Here is a 24,037-nt window from a genome sequence, read left to right on the forward strand (position 1 = left end):
AACTCAACAACCTTTCTGCAGCTTTACCAGGAGGCAATCGTTCCATCTGTTCTTGATTCTGTTCCTCCAATTAATACACCTGTTTCTTCATCTCTCCAGATAATCTGTCCTCTGCCGAAATGTCCAAACTCTGTAGCCGTTTGAATCTCATGTCCCCGCCTTGCAAGTGCTTGAGCTAAATAGTTAGGAAAATGCGGCTCTACTAGTATCTTCTTCCCTTCCGTCCACTGCCAGCGCGGTGCATCTAAAGCCGCTTGTGGATTCAAATGAAAGTCGATTGTATTGGTGACAATTTGGAAATGACCTTGTGGCTGCATATAACCGCCCATCACCCCAAAAGGTCCGATTGGCTTATTATCTTTCGTAAGGAATCCAGGGATAATTGTATGATAGGTTCTTTTCCCCGGTTTTAATGCATTGGGATGGGCTGGATCGAGGGAAAAATCATGCCCCCTGTTTTGCATGCTAATCCCTGTTCCGGGAATGACAATTCCTGAGCCGAAGCCCATGTAATTACTTTGAATATAGGAAATCATATTTCCTTCTTCATCTGCTGCGGCTAAGTAAACCGTTCCTCCCTTTGGAGGTGATAGCGGTTCAGGTGTAATGGCTTGGTCGCCAATTTTTTTTCTTCTTAAAGCAGCATATTCTTCGCTTAATAATTCCTTTACTGTATGAGGCATTTCCTTTTCATCGGTAATAAATGCTTTTCCATCCGTAAATGCAAGCTTCATTGCTTCTATATGTTTATGGTATGTATCAACAGAATCCTTCTCTGTTAACTTGAAGCCTTTAGCAATATTAAGTGCCATTAATGCGACCAATCCTTGCCCGTTCGGCGGGATTTCCCAAACATCATAACCTTTATAAGAAACAGAAATTGGCTCCACCCATTCAGGATAATAACGCTCTAAATCTTCTTTTTGAAGATAGCCATTATGCTCTTTCATAAACTGTGCTATTTTATCAGCTAATTCCCCACGATAAAAGCTCTCTGCATTTGTTTCTGCAATAGAGCGCAATGTAGAAGCATGACCTGGTGATGACCAAATCTCCCCAATTTGCGGTGCTTTTCTATTAGGAGTAAACGTATCAAACCAAGGCGTATATTCATCTCCTTGAAAACTTTCTTTAAAGCGATTATAGGCCAGATTCCAATACTTTCCGAGAGTTGGGCTAACTGGATAGCCTTCTTCAGCAAGACGAATAGCTGGTGCCAATGCTTCTTTCAAAGGTAATTTCCCAAACTTTTCTGAAAGTGACGCCCAGGCAGATGGAACACCTGGTACTGTTACTGGAATAACGCCATAAGTTGGTATCTTTTCTAGCCCTTTTGCTTTTAACGAATCAATGGAAATAGAGCTTGGTGCAGGTCCGCTCGCATTTAATCCATGCAGCTTATCCTTGAACCATACAAGTGCAAAGGAATCTCCGCCGATTCCATTAGAAGTTGGTTCCACTACTGTTAATGCCGCGGCTGTTGCAATTGCTGCATCAATCGCATTTCCGTCCTTTTGTAAAATCTCTAAACCAGCTTGAGCAGCAAGAGGCTGCGACGTAGCAACCATTCCCCTTTTTGCAAAAACAGTATTTCGCTGAGAAGGATAAGGGTGATACAAGTAATCTAGTTTCATCTTAATTCAATTCCTTTCCGACATAATGACAGGCAACAAAGTGATTTACTTCTGCTTCTTGCCACTCTGGCTTTGCTTGTTTGCATAGATCTGTTGCTATCGGACAGCGTGTATGGAATGGACATATCTCTATAAGGGAGAGTACAAGCTGAAATAACCTTCTAATAATCATGGAGATCAATCATCTCACCTTCCCCTCTTTGTAAAAATATCCAATTTTAACTTTCAGAAGGAAATCAAATCACTTTATTTGATTAACAAACGAAAGAAAATAATTAATATTCATGATTATAAGACAGTTATAAACAGAATTCTAGTCATTTTTCTAAAAAATTTAATAATTATATATATTATGTATTTACAGAAAACAAAAGAATCCTTTCGCACCTCTAATATTTATTTTTCCGAAATAATAATATATTTTTCGCAAAGTATAGAGGGGAAATTACTAGAGAGCATGTGAGGTGAATTCTTTTAATAATCATTATTTTTTCCGTATTTTTATACTACTGTTATTTTCTTATAGTAATTTAGTTGCTTGAATCCCTTCAGATTTAGTAGGGATGTAAAAAGATCAATATTATTTCAAGAAAGTACATACACTTATATTTTTTGTTGAAGATTTTTTTAATTTGAATTTCTTGGAGAGAATCGATGAGGTTTCCAATATTTCACAATATAGCTATTTAAGAAGGTCGATTTGCTAGGAAGGTTTGGTAATGGCAAGACATGTAATTCATTTATATGAATTGGTGTGTAGGAAGGTTTGTAGTAATTATCTATTATCCTCCGCTTTTCGTCAGGAAGCGGAGGACAATAGACAAGTAGAAGAAAGCAATATTTCTTTTCTTCTTAAGGCGCAAAATCAATTTGACCAGTAAACAAGAGGATAAAAATGATGATCCAAAATATAAACAAAGAACAGGAAAATATGAAAGATATTATAGGGATTACCTTTTTCTCTGTTTTCTTCATCATTGCAATGATTGATAATAGGATCCCTGTACCCGTAAGAATAAATGTAATATAATCACCAACCGCATTTCCGTTATTAGCTATTCTTGTCGGTGTGACAAAAACAATAAAGACACAAATAATACCAATGGCAAGAGCAATATAACTAATTATACTGTACTTTTTTGGTGTGTTGATTTTATTTTCCAAATATAAACAACCTTTCTAATTTTTATAATATACATGTATTTTATCATGCTTTTTCTTAATTATGGAAATTAATTCGGATAGACTTTGGAAAAAAGAAGACAAAAATACCAAACAAAAGATTAACATAATAAATTTGATCTTTGTTTGGTATTTGCTTCAAATTTTTAAACCATTTCTACTTTTAAACCTTCTTAGAAGAATATGGCTTTCCACTCTTGTGATGCCTTCTAAGGAATATAATTCGTTGTTTGTAAAGCTTTCTAGTGCTTCGAAGTCTTCGACGAGAACGTGCATATGTAAGGTGCTTGGCCCCGTCATTTGATAGCAACTAGCCACCACAGGATTTTCCGCTAGTGTTTGAGCTACTTGAATGAGGGAAGCTGGCTCGCAGTCTACTTCAAAAAAAGCAGAAACTGTTTTGCCTACTTTTTCCGAATTGATTACAGCACTGAATTTTTCAATCACTCCATTTTCGATTAGTTGGCTGACTCGCTCTCTTATAGCCACGCGAGATAATTGCAGCTCTTTGCCAATTTCCACATAGGAAAGTCTGCCATTTGCTGTTAGTAATTCTAATATTTTTTTATCTATTGCATCTAATTTCATTTAATCACCACGCATCTTCTCTTTATAAAATATGTTTCATTATAGCTTGTAGATAGGAAATAAGAAAGTATTCTTTAGAATTTTCAAACTTTCTAAAGTAAATGACAAGCACGAATGGAATATTTAGTTGAATTGTCTATTGACTTGGGGGGATAACGAATTTTCTTGTGTTATATCAACATATAGAATAAAGCCTGCAATGTAATCACTGCAGGCTTTATCATTATTATTGAGCTTCAATCAGGCCGTATTTCCCATCTTTCCGTTTATAGACGATATTGGTGTTGTTAGTTTCTGCGTCTGTATAAACGAAAAAGTTATGGCCTAGTAAATCCATTTGCAGGATTGCTTCTTCACTATCCATTGGTTTTAGATTGAAGCGTTTTTGGCGGACAATTTCTAGCTCCTGTTCTTCTTCCTCCACATTTGGTGTGCTTTCGTAAGAACCAAATAGTTCATTCAGATTTCCTTTTTCTCTATGCTTACGATTTACTTTTGTTTTATGTTTTCTTATTTGTCTTTCTAATTTATCAGAGATTAAATCAATAGCTGCATACATATCCATATGATCTTCTTCTGCACGTAACAGCAACTGGGACATTGGAATTGTAACCTCTACCTTGGATGTTTTATCATTGTACGTTTTTAAATTCACATTTACTTGTGCATCTGGTGATTCAGAAAAATATCTTTCTAATTTAGAGATTTTCTTTTCGACATACTCTCTAATTGCTGGAGTTACCTCAATGTTTTCTCCTCTAATGTTGAAATTCATAAGTTACTCCTCCTTTATAGTTTCCAGTGCAAGTCTTATTTTTTCCTTATAGGAAATGAAAATATACCATATAAGGAATTATTTTGACTATACTATCTATTTCTATCATACCCTGGCAAAATCCTGCTAAAACGATAAGAAATTTCGACAAAATTGTGAACTTTTTAAATACAAACGCTTACTATTATTCTATCAAAAATTATTTTCAACAAATTTTTATGTTAGAAAATGTTTCAAATCGATTAACAGCGGTTATATATACACCATAATCAAAACGTTTAGCTCGTACGAAAATAAAGTGACTGATTACCACCTAGTAAAAAGAACTAGTTCTTTGAAAAAAGAAGATAGGCAAGTGTTAGTATAACCAGTATTTTCTATTTCAAAAGTAGAGGCTATTGAAGTTAAATATCTATACAAAGATTCTCCCTTTTGAAAAACATTTCGACATAATCTATGAGAAGAAGCCTATATTCCTAACAATAGATGGAATTATGAGTATTACTTATTCGGTCGGTGTCGAGTTTTAGCGAAATTAATCAAAATATTTTTACAATTCAATGTTTTATATTTGCTACAATGAACACATTAAGAATTTAACCTGGAGGTAAAAGAATGAGTGAAGCAATTTTACAGAATCAGCCTGAATTAGAACTAAAGGAAATGGAAGAGGAAGAGTACTATTACAAGTTGTGGGAAGACGATCGTTTATAGGCCGAAATAGATCTACTTGATAAGAAAGGAAAGAACATTTGCTTTTTTAAGAAGTGTTCTTAAAATTTGAAATCTTCCTGGTAAAATAAGTAATAAATTACTTTCTTTTGAATTTCTAACAAATGAACTTTGATAACGCATACTGGAGGGATCTATTTTGAATAAAAAATGTATTGCAATGCTATTGGCTGGCGGAAGAGGGACAAGACTAAAAAAACTAACAGAAGAATTAGCAAAACCGGCAGTACCCTTTGGGGGAAAATACCGTATTGTTGATTTTACATTAAGTAATTGCCGTAATTCAGGAATAGATACTGTTGGTGTATTAACACAATATCAGCCGCATGTACTGCAAAATTACATTAAAGACGGAAAAGATTGGGATTTGGACAGCAGAGATGGCGGACTAAGCATCCTCCCTCCATACCACTGTGGTACAGAAGAACGCTGGTATGATGGTACAGCCCATGCTATCTATCAAAATATATCCTATATTGACCAGTATAACCCGGATTATGTTCTCGTTATTTCTGGTGACCATATTTACAAAATGGATTATAATTTAATGCTGCAGCAGCATATCAAAACAGGGGCAGATGCAACAATTTCTGTTACAGAGGTTCCTTGGGAGGAAGCAAATCGTTTCGGTATTATGAACACAGATGGCACCAATAATCGAATCGTCGACTTTGAAGAAAAACCATCTAATCCTAAATCAAATCTAGCTTCCATGGGTGTATATATTTTCAAATGGAAAACGCTTAAATCTTATCTACAAAAAGAAGAAAAGAACGAATTATCTTCTAAGGATTTTGGAAAAGATATTATTCCTGCCATGCTGACAGATAACCGCAAACTACATGCTTACACATTTAAAGGTTATTGGAAGGACGTTGGGACAATCGACAGCTTCTGGGAAGCAAATATGGACTTATTATCAAAGGAAAGCAATATCTTTCTAAATGACAAAGACTGGACCGTATTTACCCACGAACAGTGCTACGCCCCGTCCTATATCGAATCTTCCGCTACCGTAAATCGCTCCATTATCAGTGAAGGCTGCGAAATTTATGGAACTGTTGAAAACTCTGTTATCTTCAATGATGTCATTATCGGAAAAGGAGCAATCGTCAAAGATTCCGTACTCCTACCTGGAACCGTTATCGGCGAAAATGCTGTCATTGAAAAAAGCGTAACAGCATGCAATGTAACAGTGGGAGATCACAGCATTATTGCACCAAAGGACGCTGATTCAGAAATTATTTTGATCGGTGAAAGTATTGAGAATAAACAGACCCGTGTTGGGTTGTCTAGAGTGATTTGAATATAATATTAAATAAAAAGATTGTTGCCTTAATTGGCAACAACCTTTTTATTTTTTCTTATCATAAAACATACCATCTATAGAGATATTTCCACCATACGGATCATTATATTGATTAATCCTTTTCTTTCTCACTTGCTGCTGCTTTAAATCTGTTTTTATTTTCCCTTGCAAAGAAACCATCTTGTCATTCAGAAGTTTCTCTGAAGCTATCATTTCCTTTTTATCTGCTTCATTAATCTTCGGCCATAAAGGAAGCTGATTTAATAGTTCTTCCCTCTTCTCTAATAAATCATTTATTTCCTTTATAACAGCTTCTCTTTCCTCTATCGTTCCTTCCTCTATCGTAAGAAGTCCAAGCAGCTTTTTCGTACACTCTTTATAGTCAGTTAATAGACTCATTATGCTAATCCATTGGAAGGTCCAATATCTTTTTTCGCTATTTTTATTACTTCCTTCCAAGTATCACGAAATTCGATAACATAACCTTCGACTTCATTTAATATATTAATATCATTCTTAGTATTAGCTTCCACTAACCTTCTGTAAATATAATCGTACATTTGGAGCATATTTTTAGAAATATCGATCTCTAAATTTAATGTAATCATCAACTCATTAATAATATTTTGTGCTTTACCCAGATTTTCATTTCGTTTTTCAATATTTTTATCCTCAATAGCTCTTTTCGCTAATGTAATAAATTTCAAACAACCATTATACAGCATAAGAGTCAAATCACCGGGAGACGAAGTATTGACTGCATTCTGCTTATAGGTTTGGTATGGTTGATTAACTGCCATCTACTTACTCACCCCTAAGTTATTATTATCCATTTTGTGCAAAAAAGCCTGTTAATTGCGAAGATTGATTATTTAATTTTTGTATAGCCTTTTCCATTGCGTTATACTGTGCCCAATAACGATCTTCTATTTGCTTTAATCGATATTCCATTGATTCAATATTATCATCAATTCGCAGCATATCTTTACCAATGGTATAATTATATTCCGTTTTAAACGTATTACCAGCTTTTTCTTCAATTTGTTTCATTGTATCTGATATATCCGTTCTTAACCTTCTCGCTAATCCTTGTTGATCAGTTGTTGGGCCATCCGCCATAAATAACTGGTATACCGCTTCTGGATTATCTTCGATTGCTGCTTTTAATTTATCTTCATTAATTTCTAGCTTACCACGTTCTAAATAGTCCTTCGAAGTAGTGATTCCAATTTCAGCCAACTGATTATATTTTTCAATTGTTTTTGTTTTATCATTAACTGTTACAGACGCATATAAGGAGTTTCTCATTTTATTTAAACCAGAGGTTAAAAGGGGATCTCTCTTCAGTAAGCCACTTTTCGCCTTTTCCTCCCATTGCTCAATCTCCTTTTCACCCATTGCCGCCTTCTGTTCTTCTGTAAGAGGCTGAAAAGCTGAATAACGCTGAGCAGTAAGTTCTGTATTAACAGCACCGATTGTTTCATTATATTTATCTACAAAAGATTTTATCGTATCAAAAATACTATCTGTATCAGTTTGAATATTTACATTCACACTTTCACCAGCAGTAGTATTTTTATTTAAATTAAAGGTAACATCGTTCATTGTAAAGGTATTGGATTTTCTAGTAGTTTTTAAACCATTAATAGTGAATTCAGCATCAGACCCAGCAGTTTTTTCAGTTAAAATCAGAGTTTTAGTAAAAAATTCTGCATCCTTTCCCAAAAACTCAATTTCTTCTGCTCCATTATTTAGTATACCAGTATCTGTGCGTTGGGCGACTACTTTATCTGTACCAGTGTCATAAAACATACTGATCCCGACATTAGAACTGTTAATTTTACTAAACATACTATTTAATGAAGTGGAGCCATCAATTTTAAAACTTTGCTTATTCTTTGTACCATCTTCATTTGTTGTTTGAATATCAAACTCAATATAGCTGTTCTTCTTAAGATTGTCCCCACTCACTGTTACCGTGCTATTTTCTGGAAGAATTTCACCAAATGTCATTTTTCCGGTGGCTGGATTAACATATACAGTATCAGCTGCTCTAGTGCCTTTTTCTGGAGCATCTCCTTCTATCAGCTGAACTTTAAACGTTTTATCGGTCCCTCCTGTGACAGTTATTGAATCAGGAAATCCAGATAAGGAAGTACCACCTAGATATATTTCGTCTCCTTGTCCTGTTAAAGTCTGTGAAAAACTTTCTCCCTTCCATTGAATTCCTGAGTCATCAGAGAGTTTGCTTTGCTGGGAAAGTAAACTCTTGGTAGGATCTAACGTACTATTACTAATTTTATTTGCACTTTGTACTTTAGCGGACTTTGCCATTACAACATCGGAGATATTATAGGAAACATTCCCCGCATTCGCTTTTGCACTTACTGATACTATATCCTTGTTCGAAGAAACAGCAGTTCTTTTCATCATATTTGATTGTTTGGAAATACCTTCAAATATAAATGTATCGAACTCTTTTAATTTTGCATTCATTGTTCGGTAATTATCACGTTGCCATTCTAAAATTTGCTTTTGTTGTTTTAGTTTGTCTAGGGGCATACGCTGCACTTTCATTAATGAATCGACAATCGATTGTGTGTCAAGTCCACTGGCAAGACCGGTGAATTTTATTGAATTTACACTCATTATAAATCCTCCTATAATTTAAAGCTTTTTATCGATAAATATTCCGATAAACTCTGTCATTTTTGCATAGATGTCTAAAAGTTCTTTAGATGGAATTTCTCTTATAACCTTCTCTGTAGCTTTATCAACGACTTCTATATAATAGCGTTCTGTTTCATCATGGACCTTAAAATTTATAGAAGTATAATGTGGCTTTAAAAATTCATTGATACTCGTTACTATTTCTTCCGCTTTCTCTTTTTTCAGAATGTTAGTCGATTCTTCTGAAAGAGTATCCACCAATTTGGTGTAGTCCCTATTATTTAAGCTAATTTCATTATCATTTCTGGTTGAGTTCACTAAGTTAGATATAGTCGATTGTTGTTGATTCATCTCCAATTTCATCCATATAACAGCTCCTCTATCAGATCCTTTAATTTTTATATCGGATACTCTAAACATTTATTAACAAAAAGTTATTTCAATTGTAAATAAAATGGGATAAATAAGGAAAATTACCTTTCTTTCGAAAAATAGCCTATTACTTTCTGCACTGCTTTTATTACAGATTGCACATCTTCCTCTGTCATTTTCGGAAATAAAGGAAGTGTAATCGCTTCTTCATAGTAGAGTTCAGCGTTAGGACAAATTCCCTTCTTATATCCTAAGTTTCGGTAATAAGCTAAAGTATGGACTGGGATATAATGAACATGCACACCTATATTTTCAGCACGTAAAGCTTCAAATATTGTCTTTCTATCTACCCTTAAACTCTCTAATCGCAATCGAAGCATGTATAAATGCCAACTTGATTCACCAGCTGCCTCTTGAAAAGGTACCACTACATTCGGAATGTTATGAAAAGCAACTGTATATTGATTAGCAATCTCTCTGCGTCTTTTCACAAAACTATCAAGTCTTTTTAATTGGGAACATCCAAGACTAGCTTGTATATCTGTCATTCGGTAGTTCATACCTAAATCAACCATTTCATAGCTCCATGGTCCCTCATCCCCTTTTAAAGTATCCTTCGTAATGCCATGTGACCGAAATAATCGAAGTTTTTTTGCATATTCATCTGAATTAGTGACAATAATGCCACCTTCACCTGTCGTTATATGCTTAACAGGATGAAAGCTGAACATCGTCATATCAGCTTGAGAACCAACCTTTTCTCCTTTATAAGAAGCGCCGATCGAATGTGCACCGTCTTCTATAAAAACTAAATGATGCTTTTTACATAACGCTTTAATTCCATCTAAATCCGCCGGCTGTCCTGTATAATCTACAGCAATAATTGCCTTTGTTTTAGAGGTAATCAGTTTCTCGATATTAATTGGGTCAATATTATAAGTTTGTTTATCAATATCCGCAAAAACTGGTTTTCCTCCCATATAAAGAACACAGTTGGCGGACGCTGCAAATGTCATTGGGGTTGTAATGACTTCATCTCCATCATCTATGCCAGCTGCATAACAAGCACCATGCAGAGCAGCTGTGCCATTTATAAAAGCAACGGCATATTTTGTGCCGACATATTCTGCTATCGCTTGTTCAAATTGATCAATTTTAGGACCCTGTGTTAAATAAGGACTTTGCAATGTTTCTACAACTGCCTGTACATCTTCTTCTGTAATCCATTGTTGGCCATATGACAGAAACTCCTGTCTTACTGGTTGGCCTCCATACAATGCTAATTCCATTTCATTTTCCTCCTTTGGAAAAAAGCCACCTTACATCAGGTGACTTTTAATCCATTCTTCCGTTTCTCTTAATCCTGCTTCTAAGGTATACTTAGGGCTCCAATTTAATAATTGTTTTGCCTTATCATAATTGCATAAAAGCTTTTGAATCTCACTTTGCGGATGAATATGTTCAATGTGTTTAATACGGTCCGAATCTCCAACAATTTTAAGGGCCAGTTCATTGATAGAAACGTCTCTTCCTAAGCCAGCATTTACAATTTCTCCGTTTACAGCATCTGAATATCCAGCATTCACAACAAATTCTGCACAATCTTCCACATATAATAAATCTCTTGTTTGCGTTCCCTCACCATATATATGAAGCTGCTCTCCAGCTATTTTTTTCTTCAGAAAAATAGCTACTACGCCACCTTCTCCTCCAGTTTTCTGAAAAGGTCCATATGTATTAAACGGACGGATTACAACAGTTGGCAAACCGTAAGCATGATAATAAGACAATACCATATTTTCCGCTGCAATTTTACTTCCTGCATAAGGAGAAGCTGGTTTAATTGCATGCTGTTCTGTAATCCCTGTTTCATCGGTACATTGATCATACACCATACATGTACTCATAAACACAACCTTTGTGTTGGTTTTTCTACACTGTTCCAATACATAGAAAGTCCCGATAGTATCGTTGTTAAAAGTTGTTCGAGGATCATCAATCGAATCTTGGACATTAATCGATGCTCCAAGATGATAGCAAATATCAAAGGATGTTTTAGCAAACAATTTCTCTAGCAATGCCTCATCCTTAATATCGCCAATAATGAATTCCTCCAGTTGATCTTTAAATTCCTCAATATTTTTCTCACTGCCATTGGATAAATCATCTAAAATCCAGACTTTATGTCCATCTGCCAGCAACTTCTTTGCCACAGCTCTGCCAATAAAGCCTGCTCCGCCTGTTAATAGAATATTCTTCAACTTTAATCCTCCTACTGAATTGCTTTACCTTGCTTTTAAGCTTAAAACATGAACCACATTATAATAAGATCCAATATTTTTTATCATAAACTTGTTCTTAAATAGATTATAAGATAGTAATTCGCCCTTTATTTGAAACAATCCCAAGATAATGGTGTCCCTTTTTTAAAGGACTTCTGAAATTTCATCCCTAATGTCCGTTCAAAATATTTAGGCGACAATCCTTTACCTGGACGGATAGATCGAACATTTTCAGTAGTAACTAGCTCTCCTTCTTCTACATCCTTAACAATGTAAAGAGAACGTCGATGTTCTAAAGAGGCGGATTCATCTTTTGTTGTTCCATAAGTAACTTTTCCTAAACTTTGCCATGCTCGCTTACTATCTTCCACTAGTACTTTCATTTCTTGCGGTTCCATGGAAAAAGTAGAGTCTACTCCACCATCAGACCGTAATGTTGTAAAATGCTTTTCTATTACGGTTGCTCCTAATGCTACGCTAGCAACAGAGACACCTACACCTAACGTATGATCTGACAAACCAACCTCACATTTAAAAAGCTCTTTCATATGTGGAATTGTTCTAATATTCGTATTTTCCGGGGAAGATGGATAAGTACTTGTACACTTCAATAATATTAAATCCTCACACCCTGCTTCTCTCGCGGCACGCACGGCCTCATCAATTTCAGCGATGCTAGCCATTCCAGTAGAAATAATAACTGGTTTGCCTGTCGAAGCGACTTTCTTGATAAGAGGAATGTCGACATTTTCAAAAGACGCAATTTTATATGCAGGAACATTTAATGTTTCTAAAAAGTCAACCGCACTTTCATCAAAAGGAGAACTAAAAGCTAATATACCTAACTCCTCGCATTTCTTAAAAATTTGTTCATGCCATTCCCAAGGAGTATAGGCTTCTTTATATAATTTATAGAGTGAACTTCCCTTCCATAAATTATTGTCATTCTCAATAAAAAACTCCCCTTCATCAATATCCAAGGTCATTGTATCTGCTGTATAGGTTTGCAACTTAATTGCATCAACACCTGCTTCCGCAGCTTTTTCAACAATTTGTAATGCTCTTTCCAATGATTGATTATGATTTCCAGACATCTCTGCGATAATAAAGGGAGGATGGTTCTCTCCAATTAATCGATTTCCAATACGTATCTCTTTCATTTGTACCCTCTTTTTATTTATTTTTTAATTTCTTTACTGTATTTTTCGAAGAATTCAGTTGGATTCATAAGAAGATCCATATTTGCTTCAATTTTACCATTTGGCCAATCCCACCATCTAACTTTATTGAGAATCTCAATTTGCTGATGAGTAAATCTGTATTTTAATACCCTAGCAGGTACTCCTACAACTACTGCATAGTCTGGAACATTTTTTGTAACAACTGCTCCTGCACCTATTACTGCTCCATTGCCAATGTTCACACCTGGCAATATCACTGCATTTGCCCCAATCCATACATCATTTCCAATGATAATCGGCTTATTCTTGTCTATTGATAGAATATCAATTGGATTAACATTTCCATTTATTATAGGCCCTCTTACTTCTCTTCCTATTATTGATTCCTCTACATATAAAATAGGATGGGTTGTGATCAAATCTATCGGATGATTTCTAACACCAATTATAGCTGAAGAATGTATAGAACAAAATGCACCTATTTTTTTTAATACTCCCATATCGAAACTACAGTATTTTAAATATCCATAACTAAACTTGCCTATTTGTATTCCGTTAATAACTTGTTCATAATCCTTAATTTCTGGATTTTGTTTACTTATAGGATATCTACTATAATGTTTGTCCTCAATTAGTCCCATACTTATTAATTGCTTAGAAATCACCTTATAACTAGCACTTGCAATAAAAATAAACAGATTATCAAAGATATCTTCTAATATATATTTGGGTGAATGAACAGGTTTATTTAAAAAGGTAATATCCCATCTTGTTGAATTATTATCAAGATAATAAAAGACCTCTCTACTAATTAATTTTAAATTAGCTGATAACTTAATCGCACTAGAACCTGTACCAAATATTACTATTTTTCTATCTTGTACATTCTTCTCGATATAATCATTTAACAAAATTAGTTGATCATAGTTCATTTATTTCTTCAACTCCGTGTCCTATTGAGGTTATTAAACAAATGTATCACTAACAAAACGAACCATTTTTACTCCAGTTTTTGCGGGAACAAAGGAATAATCATTAATATTCATTCCCTCTGACTCTAATAAAAACCAACGGAAACTGTCTAACCCTGCATTTATACTTAACGTACTAGCTCCGCCAAATCTAGCATTGCACTCTATTATGTGATAATTTTCTTTCTCGTCTTTTATAACCTGCAAAACAACATGTCCATATAAATTTAATTTTTCTACTAATCCTTTTGCTAACTCTTCTAAGCGTTGATCTTGAATGGTTGTAGTAATTTGAGATTCCCCATTTACTACTAAGTCTCTTGTTCTACATATAACTCCCTTAGCCTTTCCATTTTTGCCAACATATAAATCTATGCTTATTTCTTTCCCTTTTATATAGGGCTGATAGATTGGCTCCATTAATTTTTCTGCATGCAATTTGGCATTTTCCTCATTTAAATTTATTCCGATATTTTGCGAACCTGCACCAAATCGTTCTTTCACCACATATGAACTCGCTTTAACTTGATCAATTGACAAAGCAGTCGGAATAACAGGTAGGTTGAATGACTCTAACTCCTTAGCAAAAGTTAATTTATCTAAAGAAGCAGCAATTCCCTTTTCATCTGATACCATAACGTGTACACCCGCTGCTGCTAATTGGTCTTTATTACGAGCAAACCATAATAATTCGCCATCACGTGTCGGAATAATATATTTAATTGTATTTTCCTTACAATAACGCAACAGCTCCTCCACAGTTAAAACAGAAAGTAATGGCATATGCCAAAAATCATCAGTAAAATATGCTGCCATGCTATTCTCGTTACCATCTGCACTTATTATTTTGCTATCCCATCCTAACTTTTGAACAGCTTTTCTAACTGCTTCTATTAAAGGTACTTTTTTTGAGGCACTGGTAATTAAAATATTTCCAAATGCTCCGGTATCTTCCTTCTGTTTCTCCACTTGTTTCTTTTCGAAAGCAATTAATTCTGGAATCATATCCTCTACTTGTTTTTCAGGCATCCAGCCAGTATATTGTTTTAACTTTGTTACATCAGCTTGAGAGGCTTCATAAAGGATATCACTTTCTTCTTCCGAATAATTCATATCAGGGAAATGCTGTTTTAAAACAGCTACTACATCTGATACTTTTCGTGCGTTTCCATTACCAAGGTTCACAATACCACTTGCATCGCTAACAGCAAGCCTTAAAAGTCCTTCTGCCACTTCTCCTGCATAAATATAGTCAAACATGCCTTCTTTTCGATAGACTTTGATTGGCTCCTTATTTAATAGAGCTCTAATCCATCTTGAAATGATGTCACGAGAATTCTTTCCATAAACTCGATAAATTCGAGCATTAACCGAACTAAAAGAAACCTGATTGAACCCTTCTAAAAAGCGCAGTTCAATTTCATGCATTAATTTAGCCACACCTGTCAGATTCCGTGGATAGATAGGGTCACTTTCTTTTAACAATGTTGGCACGGAAGCCGGCTGATTAAATTGATATAAATCAGGATTATAAATTAAGTAACTAGATGCAAAAACTACTCTTTTCAGATTAGGATTATCTTTTAAACAATCCATTAAATGATGGCCTAATTTTACATTATGCTGATCATTCTCACTCCAGAATTCATATGTTTCCACCGATCTTTCAAACGTTGCCGCTAAATGAAAGAAATATTCCGGATCAAAAGCATCCAGTTCTTCTTTTGTTATGTAGTTTAAATCTCCTTGCCAGTATTTAATATTTTCAGACCATTCTGCTGGCTTGGATTTTAAATCTCCTACAAGAATTTCTGCACCTAATTGGTGAAGCTTAGAAACTAATTCCCTTCCAATAACTCCTGCACCACCGCTAACAAAAACACGCTTGCCTTTAAGCATGATTAACACTCCTTACTTAATAAACATCCATGTAGTAATGAATCGACAAATTCATTTTTTATTACAACATGCTGCTTCATTCTTCCCTCAAATTCAAACCCATTCGCTTCTAAAATCCCCACATGAAATGGTCGTATATCATACGTTTCTGTGAATAAACGATTAAATTTTAACTGCTGTTTCGCTATTCTTTTTAAAAAGTTTAAGAAATACTGAAAATCTTTTTCATACAGTTGATTATTTTTTACTCGGTTAGGATTAACTAAAAAGGATACTTCTGCTCGTTTAGCCTCCCAATCAATATTTGTCAGTCCTCCATATCCGATTAACTCTTTATTATAAAAATAACTAAAAAGCAATTGTTTAGGTTCTTCTTCCCCAAAAAGCGGGATCACTACTTTTTGGTAATACAAAACTTGTCCTTCATCTGTTATTGGCTGCTTTTGTCTTAATACATCCATTTGTTTATTTCGATATTCCTTTATCTTCATCATATCTTCTCGTCTAAGCGGCTCTATATGATAATTATCCTGCTCTAGAATATTCTCCTTCAGGCACTTATATTGATAGGATTTACTTACCATGCTGTCCAACCACCATCCACACATAGATTATGTCCTGTTACAAAAGAAGAAGCATCTGATGCGAGATAAGCAACCGCCCCTTTCAATTCTTCCGGTCTCCCTACTCTGTTCAATGGATTCTTCCTAGCTAGCTGTTCTACAAATTCTCCATTCTTCAGTACTTCAGGTTTTGGAAAAGGGCCTGGCGAAATGGAATTAGCTCTAATTCCTTCCTTGCCATAATGACTTGCTATATATTTTGTAAATTGGATAATAGCTGCTTTGCCAGCACCATAATTGGGCGGATTATTTTGGCCACTGTCCCCGTAAATTTCTGGATTTGGCGATACTACTCCATACATAGAGGAAATATTAATAATATTTCCAGAGCCTTGGGCAACCATATAGGGCAAAATACTATTCGTCAGGCGAAAGGCCTGATTAATTGTTCCATCAATACCCATTTCCCACATCTTGTCAGTCATGGATTCAATCTTCCCTGTTGTTCCATATGAAGCATTATTAATTAGAATATCAATCTTTTCAAACTCTTTCAGAGCTACTTCAACACAATTAGTAATAGAATCTCTATTTGAAACGTCTAAATAGATAGGTAGGCAAATAACTCCATATTGATTCATTAATTTTTCCGCTAGCAGCTTATTATTTTCTTGGTTTCTGCCTGCCAATATTACATTGGCACCTGACTCTGCAAGACTTTCAGAAATGGCGGAGCCTAAATGCCCACTGGCACCAGTTATAAGAGCGGTTTTATGTTTTAAAGAGAATAACTCCTTCAACGATTTCAATACTAATCCCTCCATTTTGACGGATTTATTATATTTTCAGGAATATCTCTAAAGGATATATTAATTTCATCCATAATTGAAGAGGAGAGCGTAGGCAATTCACTAATGCGTATGTTTTCTCTCAACTGGTCCAAAGATTCACATCCAACAATCATTTTATCCACATAAGAATTGTCTCTTATAAAGAGAAAAGCGAGTTCACTTATCTTCAATTTCTCCCTTGCCGCAATTTTTTTTAATTTTAGTAAATACGGAGAGGCAGCTTTTAAAGAATTGGGCAGCTCCTGTTCCTCTAAAAATAATAGCCCCTGCAAATAAACGCTTCTCACATGGATTTCAATTTTATTATTACTTAATTCTTGTAGAAGCCCCTCATTTATTAAACGTAGGTCAAAAACATTCATTGGCACTTGAATGATGTCAAAAATCCCTAACTCTATTACTCTTTTCACCTGCTCAGGTGAATAAATAGAAATTCCCATTTTATTAATGTGATACTTTTCTTTCAGGTTTTCAATCCATTCACGATCTTTGTTCGTTAATTTTTCCAAAACATTTGCATCATGGAATAACACACCATATAGCTTTTCTATCCCTAATTTGTTCTGTGATGCTTTTATAGATTTTTCTATTTCCTCAATATTATTTTCGTTCATAGAAGGAATTTTAGTAATAATATTTAACGATTCATCCATTTCTTCTTTTAAAAATGATCCTATTATTTCTTCACTTTGCCCATATCCAGGTGCAGTGTCAAATGTCATAATTCCGTGTTTTACAGCATAATTTAAGATTTCTGCTGCTTTTTGCTTATCAGGTTGACCAATTCGGTTTGCAATCCCATATACCTGCCCTAACTGAACCGTTCCTAAGGCTAATTTCTTTTGCGTGTGATTCATCTTATTTCACCTTTTTTTGTTCAATATGTTGATTTATCATAGTTAATTCTTTATTTCCCTCTAGATAGTTTAGAATATCCTCTGTAGAGATAAATTTATTATCTGCAAAATGCGTCGCAATAACGGATAAGAGTTGATAATCCTCTTGTGTATCTAATGTTAATCTTACATCTTTGTCTAAAACATACTTAGGAATTTCCACGTTAACTTGTTTAAATAATTCTCTATTTTCATAAGCATAGTAGGTTACATGCTCTCGATGATAATCTTTCTTGCCATGGTTATAGATATAAGTCAACGCTGAAGAAGAAATAATTTCAACTCCTAATCCTAATGGAATAGGTTCCTTATATATTACAATATCTCCTTGCACTCTCTTTATGTCTTCAATAACTTCATCAGCTAGTTCATAATGAAAGAAAGGACAATCGCCAAGTGCCCTGATCACATAATCTGCTTTATATTGTTTTGCACATTCAAAATATCTAGATAATACATCTTCTTCCGAACCTTGAAATACCTCTATGGCATTTTGATTACACCATTCTACAATCTGGTTATCAGCTTCTTTCTCAGAAGTCGCCACAATCACTTGATCAATACCTTTTGCTGCCTGGCATCTTGAAACTGCATAATCTAACACGTTCGTATGTCCAAATGGTAATAGCACCTTGCCAGGCAATCTTGTCGATCCCATTCGCGCTTGTAGTATAGCGATAACTTTCATGTTTTCACCTGTTTCCTATCTTATTTCCATTAAGGAATAAATCTTTTTATCTGCTTCATAACCTTGATCAAGTTTTGTCTGCATATGATCTCCAATTTCTCTTACGATACGGATCGTATGGAGACCTAATTTTTTCGCCGTTACGAAATCCTTATTGGGATTATCCCCAATATATACACAGTCTTTCATATCCACCTTTAAACAATCGCTCATCCTCTGAAAAGCTAGAGGATGAGGCTTCCAAAACTCAGAACCACCTAAATCATCCGTAACAATAATAGAGGGAATTTGCTTATCTAACCCTAACGCTTTTAACTTATTCCATTGCATGGATGAATTCCCATCTGTGATAATACCAATGGGAATCTTCTTTTCCGTTAATCTCTTTAGGCATAAAACAGCGTCCTCGTATAAATGAATAGAAGGCTCATGCTTACGATATACATCTACTAGTTGCTTTACATCTACTTGAATACCATACCTGTCACAGACATGATTAAATACCTTTCCTCGTCCGTTTTGTTTCCATTCCATTATAAAATGCTCGGCCAATTCTTCTTCATCGAGAAAAGGATTCACTTTTGCTAGAAAGGAAGCAACACTGTAAAATCCTGATTTTACATAATCATGCTCACAATACAAGGTGTCATCCAAATCGAATATGTAGGCTTTATGATTAAACATTTTAAAACTTCCTTTTTATCGTTCTGTTATCATCATTATTATTATCGGAAAAGTTTAGCGTTTATTAAACAAAAAAAGACTTGAGAATTCAAGCCTTTTTATTATTTTCGATACTGGGTTTTTAAACATTCCCATACCCGATATAGCCAATCTATATTTTTTAGTATTATAACAATATAAATAACCACATCTAATCTTTGAAAAATAGCTCCTAAAGAAATTAGAAAAAAGATTGTAAAATGATCAAATCCTGGTATAATTCCTTTACTTAAAAACCATTCCTTCCATTTGGCACGCTTCATTTTATTTCTTCTCATAAAAGGAAGTATATAATAATGAACAATAAATAAATCCCAATAGATTGTTACAATAAACAATATTTTTGCCCATAACGGTACATCTATAATTATTGCTAATGTTAAAAACAAAACTATTCTAACTAATTGATCAAAAAGTTTATCTAACTTTGCTCCTAAAGCAGAGCAATTATTAGTTAGTCTCGCTAAATTCCCATCTGCTCCATCCATAAAATGATGAAGCTGAAGAAGGATTGCACCTGTAATCCAATAGTCGAAAATAAAAAATACCGATGCGACTATTCCTAAAAAACCAGCAATAATAGTAACCATATTTGGTGTTAGCTTCAAATCATAGACTATTTTTGTAAAGAACGGATCAATTACATGGGCATAATAGCGATTAATTGCATAGTCGTGTTCTCTTCTTTGCTGAACAATGTATTTGTTTTTAAATACCTGATACTCTTTTGTTAAATTCATATTTTAGCTACCATTCTTTTAATAATTCATTTTCATACCCTAATGAAACGAAATGCTTTAATCTTTTAAGCCCCAACTCTGTTAGCTGTTCTTCAATCTCTACATAATACATACTCGCTATGATGATAAAGATTTCATCTATATTTTCATCTGCTAACACATTAGGAGTATGGATTTTCTTACCCTTTGCTACCTTCCCTGATAAATCTTTATTGTTATCTAAAAAATAAGACACAGTACCATTCAATTCAGTTACTCTTTCTAGTAATCTTAAGCCACTACCACCACTACCAAATATTATAATCCTCTTATCCATTAATAACTTGTGAATAATAGCATTTTCAGGCGGAATATCATCTTTCCAAGGTGTCATGGCTAAGTACTTTTCATATTCCTTTTTAAATGGGTGATTATTTAAGAGTTGCCAAGGTTTAGAGGCTTCAGTAAAATGGACAAGTTTTGGCCCTCTAAATGAACTATTGCCATAAACATCCTGACTTAATATATTCCATTCTGATGGGATTTCAAGGGAATCATTATACAATAATGCATTAATCCCATCTTGATCGTGATAAAGTAAATTATCCCCAAATTTATTTAGATAAGTAAAAACGTTTGAAGAATGATTACATTGCCTCCATTTATTTAAATTCATTAGTAATACACCTGCATTAAAATATGGTGCTTTCTTCGGCATATTCAAATATTCATTTCGTTGATTATTAGCTGCTTCTTTTTTTGCCCCAATAGAAAACTCACTTATATCCATATTCCACAATTCACTGATATCTCCATTGACTACGATATCACTATCCAGATAGACAACTTTATCTATATCATTACTAAGTAAGTTAGGTATTAAGATTCTATAATATGTCGCTGTTGAAAGATGTTTATCTACCTTCAATTTCTTAATCTCATCTTCATTTGTCATAAGAAACCTAAACTTAGCTTTATTTGTAATGAATATCTCTTCTAATTTGTCAATGTTCTCCTGATGAATACCGCCATTTATAATATAAAAATTTATGTTTCTAGTTTTAGTATTATTAATAATGGATATAATTAAAACTGCAAGATGTTTCACATATCTATCATCACAAGCACACACTATATTTATCAAAATAACACCTTCAATAATAATCATTTAGTCAACAGATTTAAATAATAACTTACAGAACTTCATAATTATTTTGTAGTTTCATTAAAACTCTTAAGTTAGATTAGTTCATCTATTATTACAATTTGTTGAGGATTAATTCCATATCTATTTATTAGGTTTTCTTTAATTACATACCTTTCTTCTGAAAGAACAGATATAAAATATGTTATTTGTTGTTTATTTTTAAGGTTTTCTATCCCTATTATGGGACAACCTTCAATTTCTTTTCCTACAATCGAACTATTGCTATCTATATAACTGATCACTCTTATACCATAATTATTTAATGTTTCCTTAAAATAATATGCCATTCTCTTAGATCCAACAATAACACTATTATTCTTTATACTTTGTACCTTCTGCTCTACTTTGTTTTGTTTAAGCTCCTGTTCAGATAATCTAATATAGTTTGAAAATACAGATTCATCCCATAAGTCAAATAATGCTTTTTGATAGTATCCTACTGCCTCAGTTATATGAAATAATTTTTTTGCTATAATTGATTCTAAATATGTTTGTGAATAAATTTTTTTCATTCTATTAGACTCTAGTAAGAAATGTCCCCATTCAAGAAATTTTATATATTCGTTAGGTGTAATTTCTTTTATTTGGGCATTACTTAGTTTGGTATGAATTATCAATTCTTCAGGTAATGGATTGATATCTAATCTTTTCAACTGCTCTAATCTTATTTTATCTGCAAATTGTTGTTGTATTTTATAACCAGCAGTCGATATTTGTTCCTTATGTCTTCTATAATAATAAAGTACCTCCGGAATACAATGAATTTTAATATTATTATTTAATTGTGTATACCATTGATAATCAACAGCTGCCTTAAAGCTTTCATCATGATAAAGTAATTTTTCCTTCGTAATCTTATCTTTACGAAACATCATAAAACTAGGTATTCCTGGTTGAAATAACCAATTAGCTCTAATTGCTTCATCAGTACAATCGTATGAATGTATAGCTCCATATCGATTATCTTTAATCTCTTGAACCTTACATACTACGACATCAATATCTAAGTTTTCATCTAGAAAGGCAGACTGTTTAAATAATCTATCCTTATGATTTATATCATCCGAGTCTGATATTGCTATATATTCACCAATTGCATGTCTAAAGCCAATATTCCTACTTGCTGCTACTCCTAAATTTACTTTATTCTTAATTAACTTTATTCGTTTATCTTTATATTTTCCAATTAAGTTAACTGTATTATCTGTAGAACAATCATCAACTATTATTATTTCGATATCTGCTAGTGATTGATTTAGCAGACTATCAATATTGTCACATATATATTTTTCCCTATTAAAACTAGGTATAATCACACTTACTTTTGGTTTTTTCATTCTATTCTCCTTTGAATATAGTCAAGGAGTTAACTTGCTTTTATTTTATAGCTTTTAGTATAGTCTGCAGCTACTTATTAACAATCAAGAAGTTTTCTCCTCTTTTGTATCCTTTACTTTCTAATTGAAAGGAAATTTCCCTATACCAACTCGAAGCAATAATAATAAAATCTTCATTAAAAGAAATTTGACTAGGATCGTTTATAACAACATTTTCTATAAACGAATCCCAATGGTTAGGGTTATTGTCATAAAAATTTTTTATTTTTATTCCAAGACCCTTTAAAAAAGAATAAGTTAACTTTCCAAGTTCTCCAGCACCAAAAATACAAATATTTCCATATGAAATACCCTTCAATAGAACTGATATATCAGTATCCTCTAAATAGAAAAAATAATCGTTAAAATCATCCATTAAAAATTCTTCATTTCTATTAAATATTTTCTTTTTTAATATTTCAACTTCTTCCCAAGCCCCTGTTCGTTTGGTTATTTTTGGTAACACTTTCTGTTCCAACTGATATAAATTACGCCAATTAAATAACAAACTCTCCCAATTTTTATGTTTCCCTTTTAATCTATCTTTTGATATTCGTTGTTTTTCTAATTTCTTCTGTAGATGTTCTTCATTATTAGCATAATCATGAAATATTATAGAAATTGGAGAATAAATTTGTTTTTTCATATCTGGTTCATACTCCAATAATCTAATAGAAAGATCTGGTCCTCCATGACCAAATGTAATATTATCATCCCAGCCTCCAACTCTATAAAAAGACTCAGCATTGATTGAGGCATTTCCCTCCAAATCAATATACGATGGGAAAAATTTATTGCCATGATAATAATGGTTCTGTTTTGTATTTAGAATATTATTATTTATCTTAGGTAAATAAACTCCTCTCACACATATTACATCGTAAACTTCAAAAGTTAATAAATGAGACTCAACTAATTGTATATCTGGTATTCCATCATCCTCTAGAAAGAGCAAAATTGGCCCATTAGCAAAAACTGCACCAACGTTTCTAGCTAAATAGGCACCAGTATTTTTATTTAATTTAATATAAGTATCGACAAAAGGAATTACTTCAATAAACTCTTCATCACTCTCACCATTATTTACAAATATTAATTCAAAGTTATGACATCGCTGTTTTTGAAGTATCTGTATGTTTTTAATAGTATCTGGGTGTCTTCTCCATGAAATTATTACAATAGATATACGAGGATTATTTATTATTGTTTGTCTTTCTGCTTTCTCGAAGCATTTAATGTACTCCTTTTTCTTAAAATCCCATTTTTTCTTGTTTAGCTCTTCATTTAAAGAATAAGTATAACTTGACATATTTTACTCCTAAGTATTGATAATAATACATAATTCATATATCAAAAAAACGAACAAGATATTTTAGCATTTCTTCTGTCTTTTTAAATATTTATTATATCCGCTAGGTA

At 33.5% G+C, this 24,037-nt stretch carries 24 protein-coding genes; 1 reads left to right on the top strand and 23 read right to left on the bottom strand.

All coding sequences use genetic code 11. The features are described 5' to 3' along the window. Positions 1–23: 23 nt before the first annotated feature. The 5 genes from NST77_RS15880 to hpf form a co-directional block, all read right to left on the bottom strand. Entirely contained in the window at positions 24–1,634 is a 1,611-nt protein-coding gene (locus NST77_RS15880) for a gamma-glutamyltransferase family protein (RefSeq protein WP_341123192.1), read from the bottom strand. Position 1,635: 1 nt separating this feature from the next. Continuing rightward, entirely contained in the window at positions 1,636–1,806 is a 171-nt protein-coding gene (locus NST77_RS15885) for a hypothetical protein (RefSeq protein ID WP_445668909.1), read from the bottom strand. A gap of 680 nt (positions 1,807–2,486) precedes the next feature. Then, positions 2,487–2,798, bottom strand: a complete 312-nt coding sequence (locus NST77_RS15890; RefSeq protein WP_095330291.1) for a hypothetical protein — start codon at positions 2,796–2,798, stop codon at positions 2,487–2,489. 156 nt (positions 2,799–2,954) lie between these two features. After that, on the bottom strand, positions 2,955–3,404 hold the full coding sequence (locus NST77_RS15895; RefSeq protein ID WP_095330290.1) for an Lrp/AsnC family transcriptional regulator: 450 nt from the start codon (positions 3,402–3,404) through the stop codon (positions 2,955–2,957). 226 nt (positions 3,405–3,630) lie between these two features. Continuing rightward, entirely contained in the window at positions 3,631–4,179 is a 549-nt protein-coding gene (gene hpf / locus NST77_RS15900) for a ribosome hibernation-promoting factor, HPF/YfiA family (RefSeq protein ID WP_047943892.1), read from the bottom strand. Positions 4,180–5,047: 868 nt separating this feature from the next. Here hpf and NST77_RS15905 point away from each other — a divergent pair. Then, complete coding sequence (locus NST77_RS15905) at positions 5,048–6,217, top strand: glucose-1-phosphate adenylyltransferase (protein WP_341123753.1); 1,170 nt, start codon at positions 5,048–5,050, stop codon at positions 6,215–6,217. Positions 6,218–6,265: 48 nt separating this feature from the next. Here NST77_RS15905 and NST77_RS15910 read toward each other — a convergent pair whose 3' ends face one another. From NST77_RS15910 to NST77_RS15995, 18 genes are all read right to left on the bottom strand, one after another. After that, complete coding sequence (locus tag NST77_RS15910; protein WP_095322053.1) at positions 6,266–6,619, bottom strand: hypothetical protein; 354 nt, start codon at positions 6,617–6,619, stop codon at positions 6,266–6,268. Continuing rightward, positions 6,619–7,020: a flagellar export chaperone FliS gene (gene fliS, locus NST77_RS15915; protein ID WP_095330289.1), complete on the bottom strand. Its 402-nt coding sequence runs from the start codon at positions 7,018–7,020 to the stop codon at positions 6,619–6,621. Before fliS ends, NST77_RS15910 begins: the two co-directional genes overlap by 1 nt. 25 nt (positions 7,021–7,045) lie before the next feature. Then, a complete protein-coding gene (fliD, locus tag NST77_RS15920; RefSeq protein ID WP_095330288.1) occupies positions 7,046–8,869 on the bottom strand; it encodes a flagellar filament capping protein FliD in 1,824 nt (607 codons plus the stop codon). An 18-nt stretch (positions 8,870–8,887) separates the two neighbouring features. Continuing rightward, the gene (locus NST77_RS15925; protein WP_082138407.1) at positions 8,888–9,310 is read right to left on the bottom strand and encodes a flagellar protein FlaG; all 423 of its coding nucleotides are present in this window, start codon (positions 9,308–9,310) and stop codon (positions 8,888–8,890) included. A gap of 53 nt (positions 9,311–9,363) precedes the next feature. After that, on the bottom strand, positions 9,364–10,551 hold the full coding sequence (pseC, locus tag NST77_RS15930) for a UDP-4-amino-4,6-dideoxy-N-acetyl-beta-L-altrosamine transaminase (protein ID WP_095330287.1): 1,188 nt from the start codon (positions 10,549–10,551) through the stop codon (positions 9,364–9,366). Positions 10,552–10,581: 30 nt separating this feature from the next. After that, the gene (locus NST77_RS15935) at positions 10,582–11,523 is read right to left on the bottom strand and encodes an SDR family NAD(P)-dependent oxidoreductase (protein WP_047943887.1); all 942 of its coding nucleotides are present in this window, start codon (positions 11,521–11,523) and stop codon (positions 10,582–10,584) included. Between the two features lie 128 nt (positions 11,524–11,651). Then, entirely contained in the window at positions 11,652–12,704 is a 1,053-nt protein-coding gene (pseI, locus tag NST77_RS15940) for a pseudaminic acid synthase (RefSeq protein WP_095330286.1), read from the bottom strand. A gap of 17 nt (positions 12,705–12,721) precedes the next feature. Beyond that, a complete protein-coding gene (locus NST77_RS15945) occupies positions 12,722–13,657 on the bottom strand; it encodes a CatB-related O-acetyltransferase (RefSeq protein WP_095330285.1) in 936 nt (311 codons plus the stop codon). 33 nt (positions 13,658–13,690) lie between these two features. Then, positions 13,691–15,595 carry an NAD-dependent epimerase/dehydratase family protein gene (locus NST77_RS15950; protein WP_095330284.1) on the bottom strand — a complete coding sequence of 635 codons (1,905 nt, stop codon included), beginning with the start codon at positions 15,593–15,595 and terminating at the stop codon, positions 13,691–13,693. A 2-nt stretch (positions 15,596–15,597) separates the two neighbouring features. After that, a complete protein-coding gene (locus NST77_RS15955) occupies positions 15,598–16,179 on the bottom strand; it encodes a GNAT family N-acetyltransferase (protein ID WP_095330283.1) in 582 nt (193 codons plus the stop codon). Next, positions 16,173–16,967 carry an SDR family NAD(P)-dependent oxidoreductase gene (locus NST77_RS15960; protein WP_235850274.1) on the bottom strand — a complete coding sequence of 265 codons (795 nt, stop codon included), beginning with the start codon at positions 16,965–16,967 and terminating at the stop codon, positions 16,173–16,175. The genes NST77_RS15955 and NST77_RS15960 overlap by 7 nt, the downstream gene beginning before the upstream one ends. 2 nt (positions 16,968–16,969) lie before the next feature. Continuing rightward, on the bottom strand, positions 16,970–17,866 hold the full coding sequence (locus NST77_RS15965; RefSeq protein WP_095330281.1) for an aldo/keto reductase: 897 nt from the start codon (positions 17,864–17,866) through the stop codon (positions 16,970–16,972). Position 17,867: 1 nt separating this feature from the next. Beyond that, positions 17,868–18,593 carry a cytidylyltransferase domain-containing protein gene (locus NST77_RS15970; RefSeq protein WP_095330280.1) on the bottom strand — a complete coding sequence of 242 codons (726 nt, stop codon included), beginning with the start codon at positions 18,591–18,593 and terminating at the stop codon, positions 17,868–17,870. A gap of 15 nt (positions 18,594–18,608) precedes the next feature. Further along, complete coding sequence (locus tag NST77_RS15975; RefSeq protein ID WP_095330279.1) at positions 18,609–19,277, bottom strand: HAD family hydrolase; 669 nt, start codon at positions 19,275–19,277, stop codon at positions 18,609–18,611. 101 nt (positions 19,278–19,378) lie between these two features. Beyond that, positions 19,379–20,056, bottom strand: coding sequence for a CDP-alcohol phosphatidyltransferase family protein (locus NST77_RS15980; protein ID WP_095330278.1), 678 nt, complete (start codon positions 20,054–20,056; stop codon positions 19,379–19,381). Between the two features lie 7 nt (positions 20,057–20,063). After that, positions 20,064–21,203: a glycosyltransferase family 8 protein gene (locus tag NST77_RS15985; RefSeq protein WP_095330277.1), complete on the bottom strand. Its 1,140-nt coding sequence runs from the start codon at positions 21,201–21,203 to the stop codon at positions 20,064–20,066. 71 nt (positions 21,204–21,274) lie between these two features. Beyond that, a complete protein-coding gene (locus NST77_RS15990; RefSeq protein WP_095330276.1) occupies positions 21,275–22,579 on the bottom strand; it encodes a glycosyltransferase family 2 protein in 1,305 nt (434 codons plus the stop codon). A 70-nt stretch (positions 22,580–22,649) separates the two neighbouring features. After that, positions 22,650–23,927 carry a glycosyltransferase gene (locus NST77_RS15995; RefSeq protein ID WP_095330275.1) on the bottom strand — a complete coding sequence of 426 codons (1,278 nt, stop codon included), beginning with the start codon at positions 23,925–23,927 and terminating at the stop codon, positions 22,650–22,652. Positions 23,928–24,037 lie beyond the last annotated feature (110 nt).

The organism is Niallia sp. FSL W8-0177 (assembly GCF_038006285.1).
Classification (GTDB): domain Bacteria; phylum Bacillota; class Bacilli; order Bacillales; family Cytobacillaceae; genus Niallia; species Niallia circulans_A.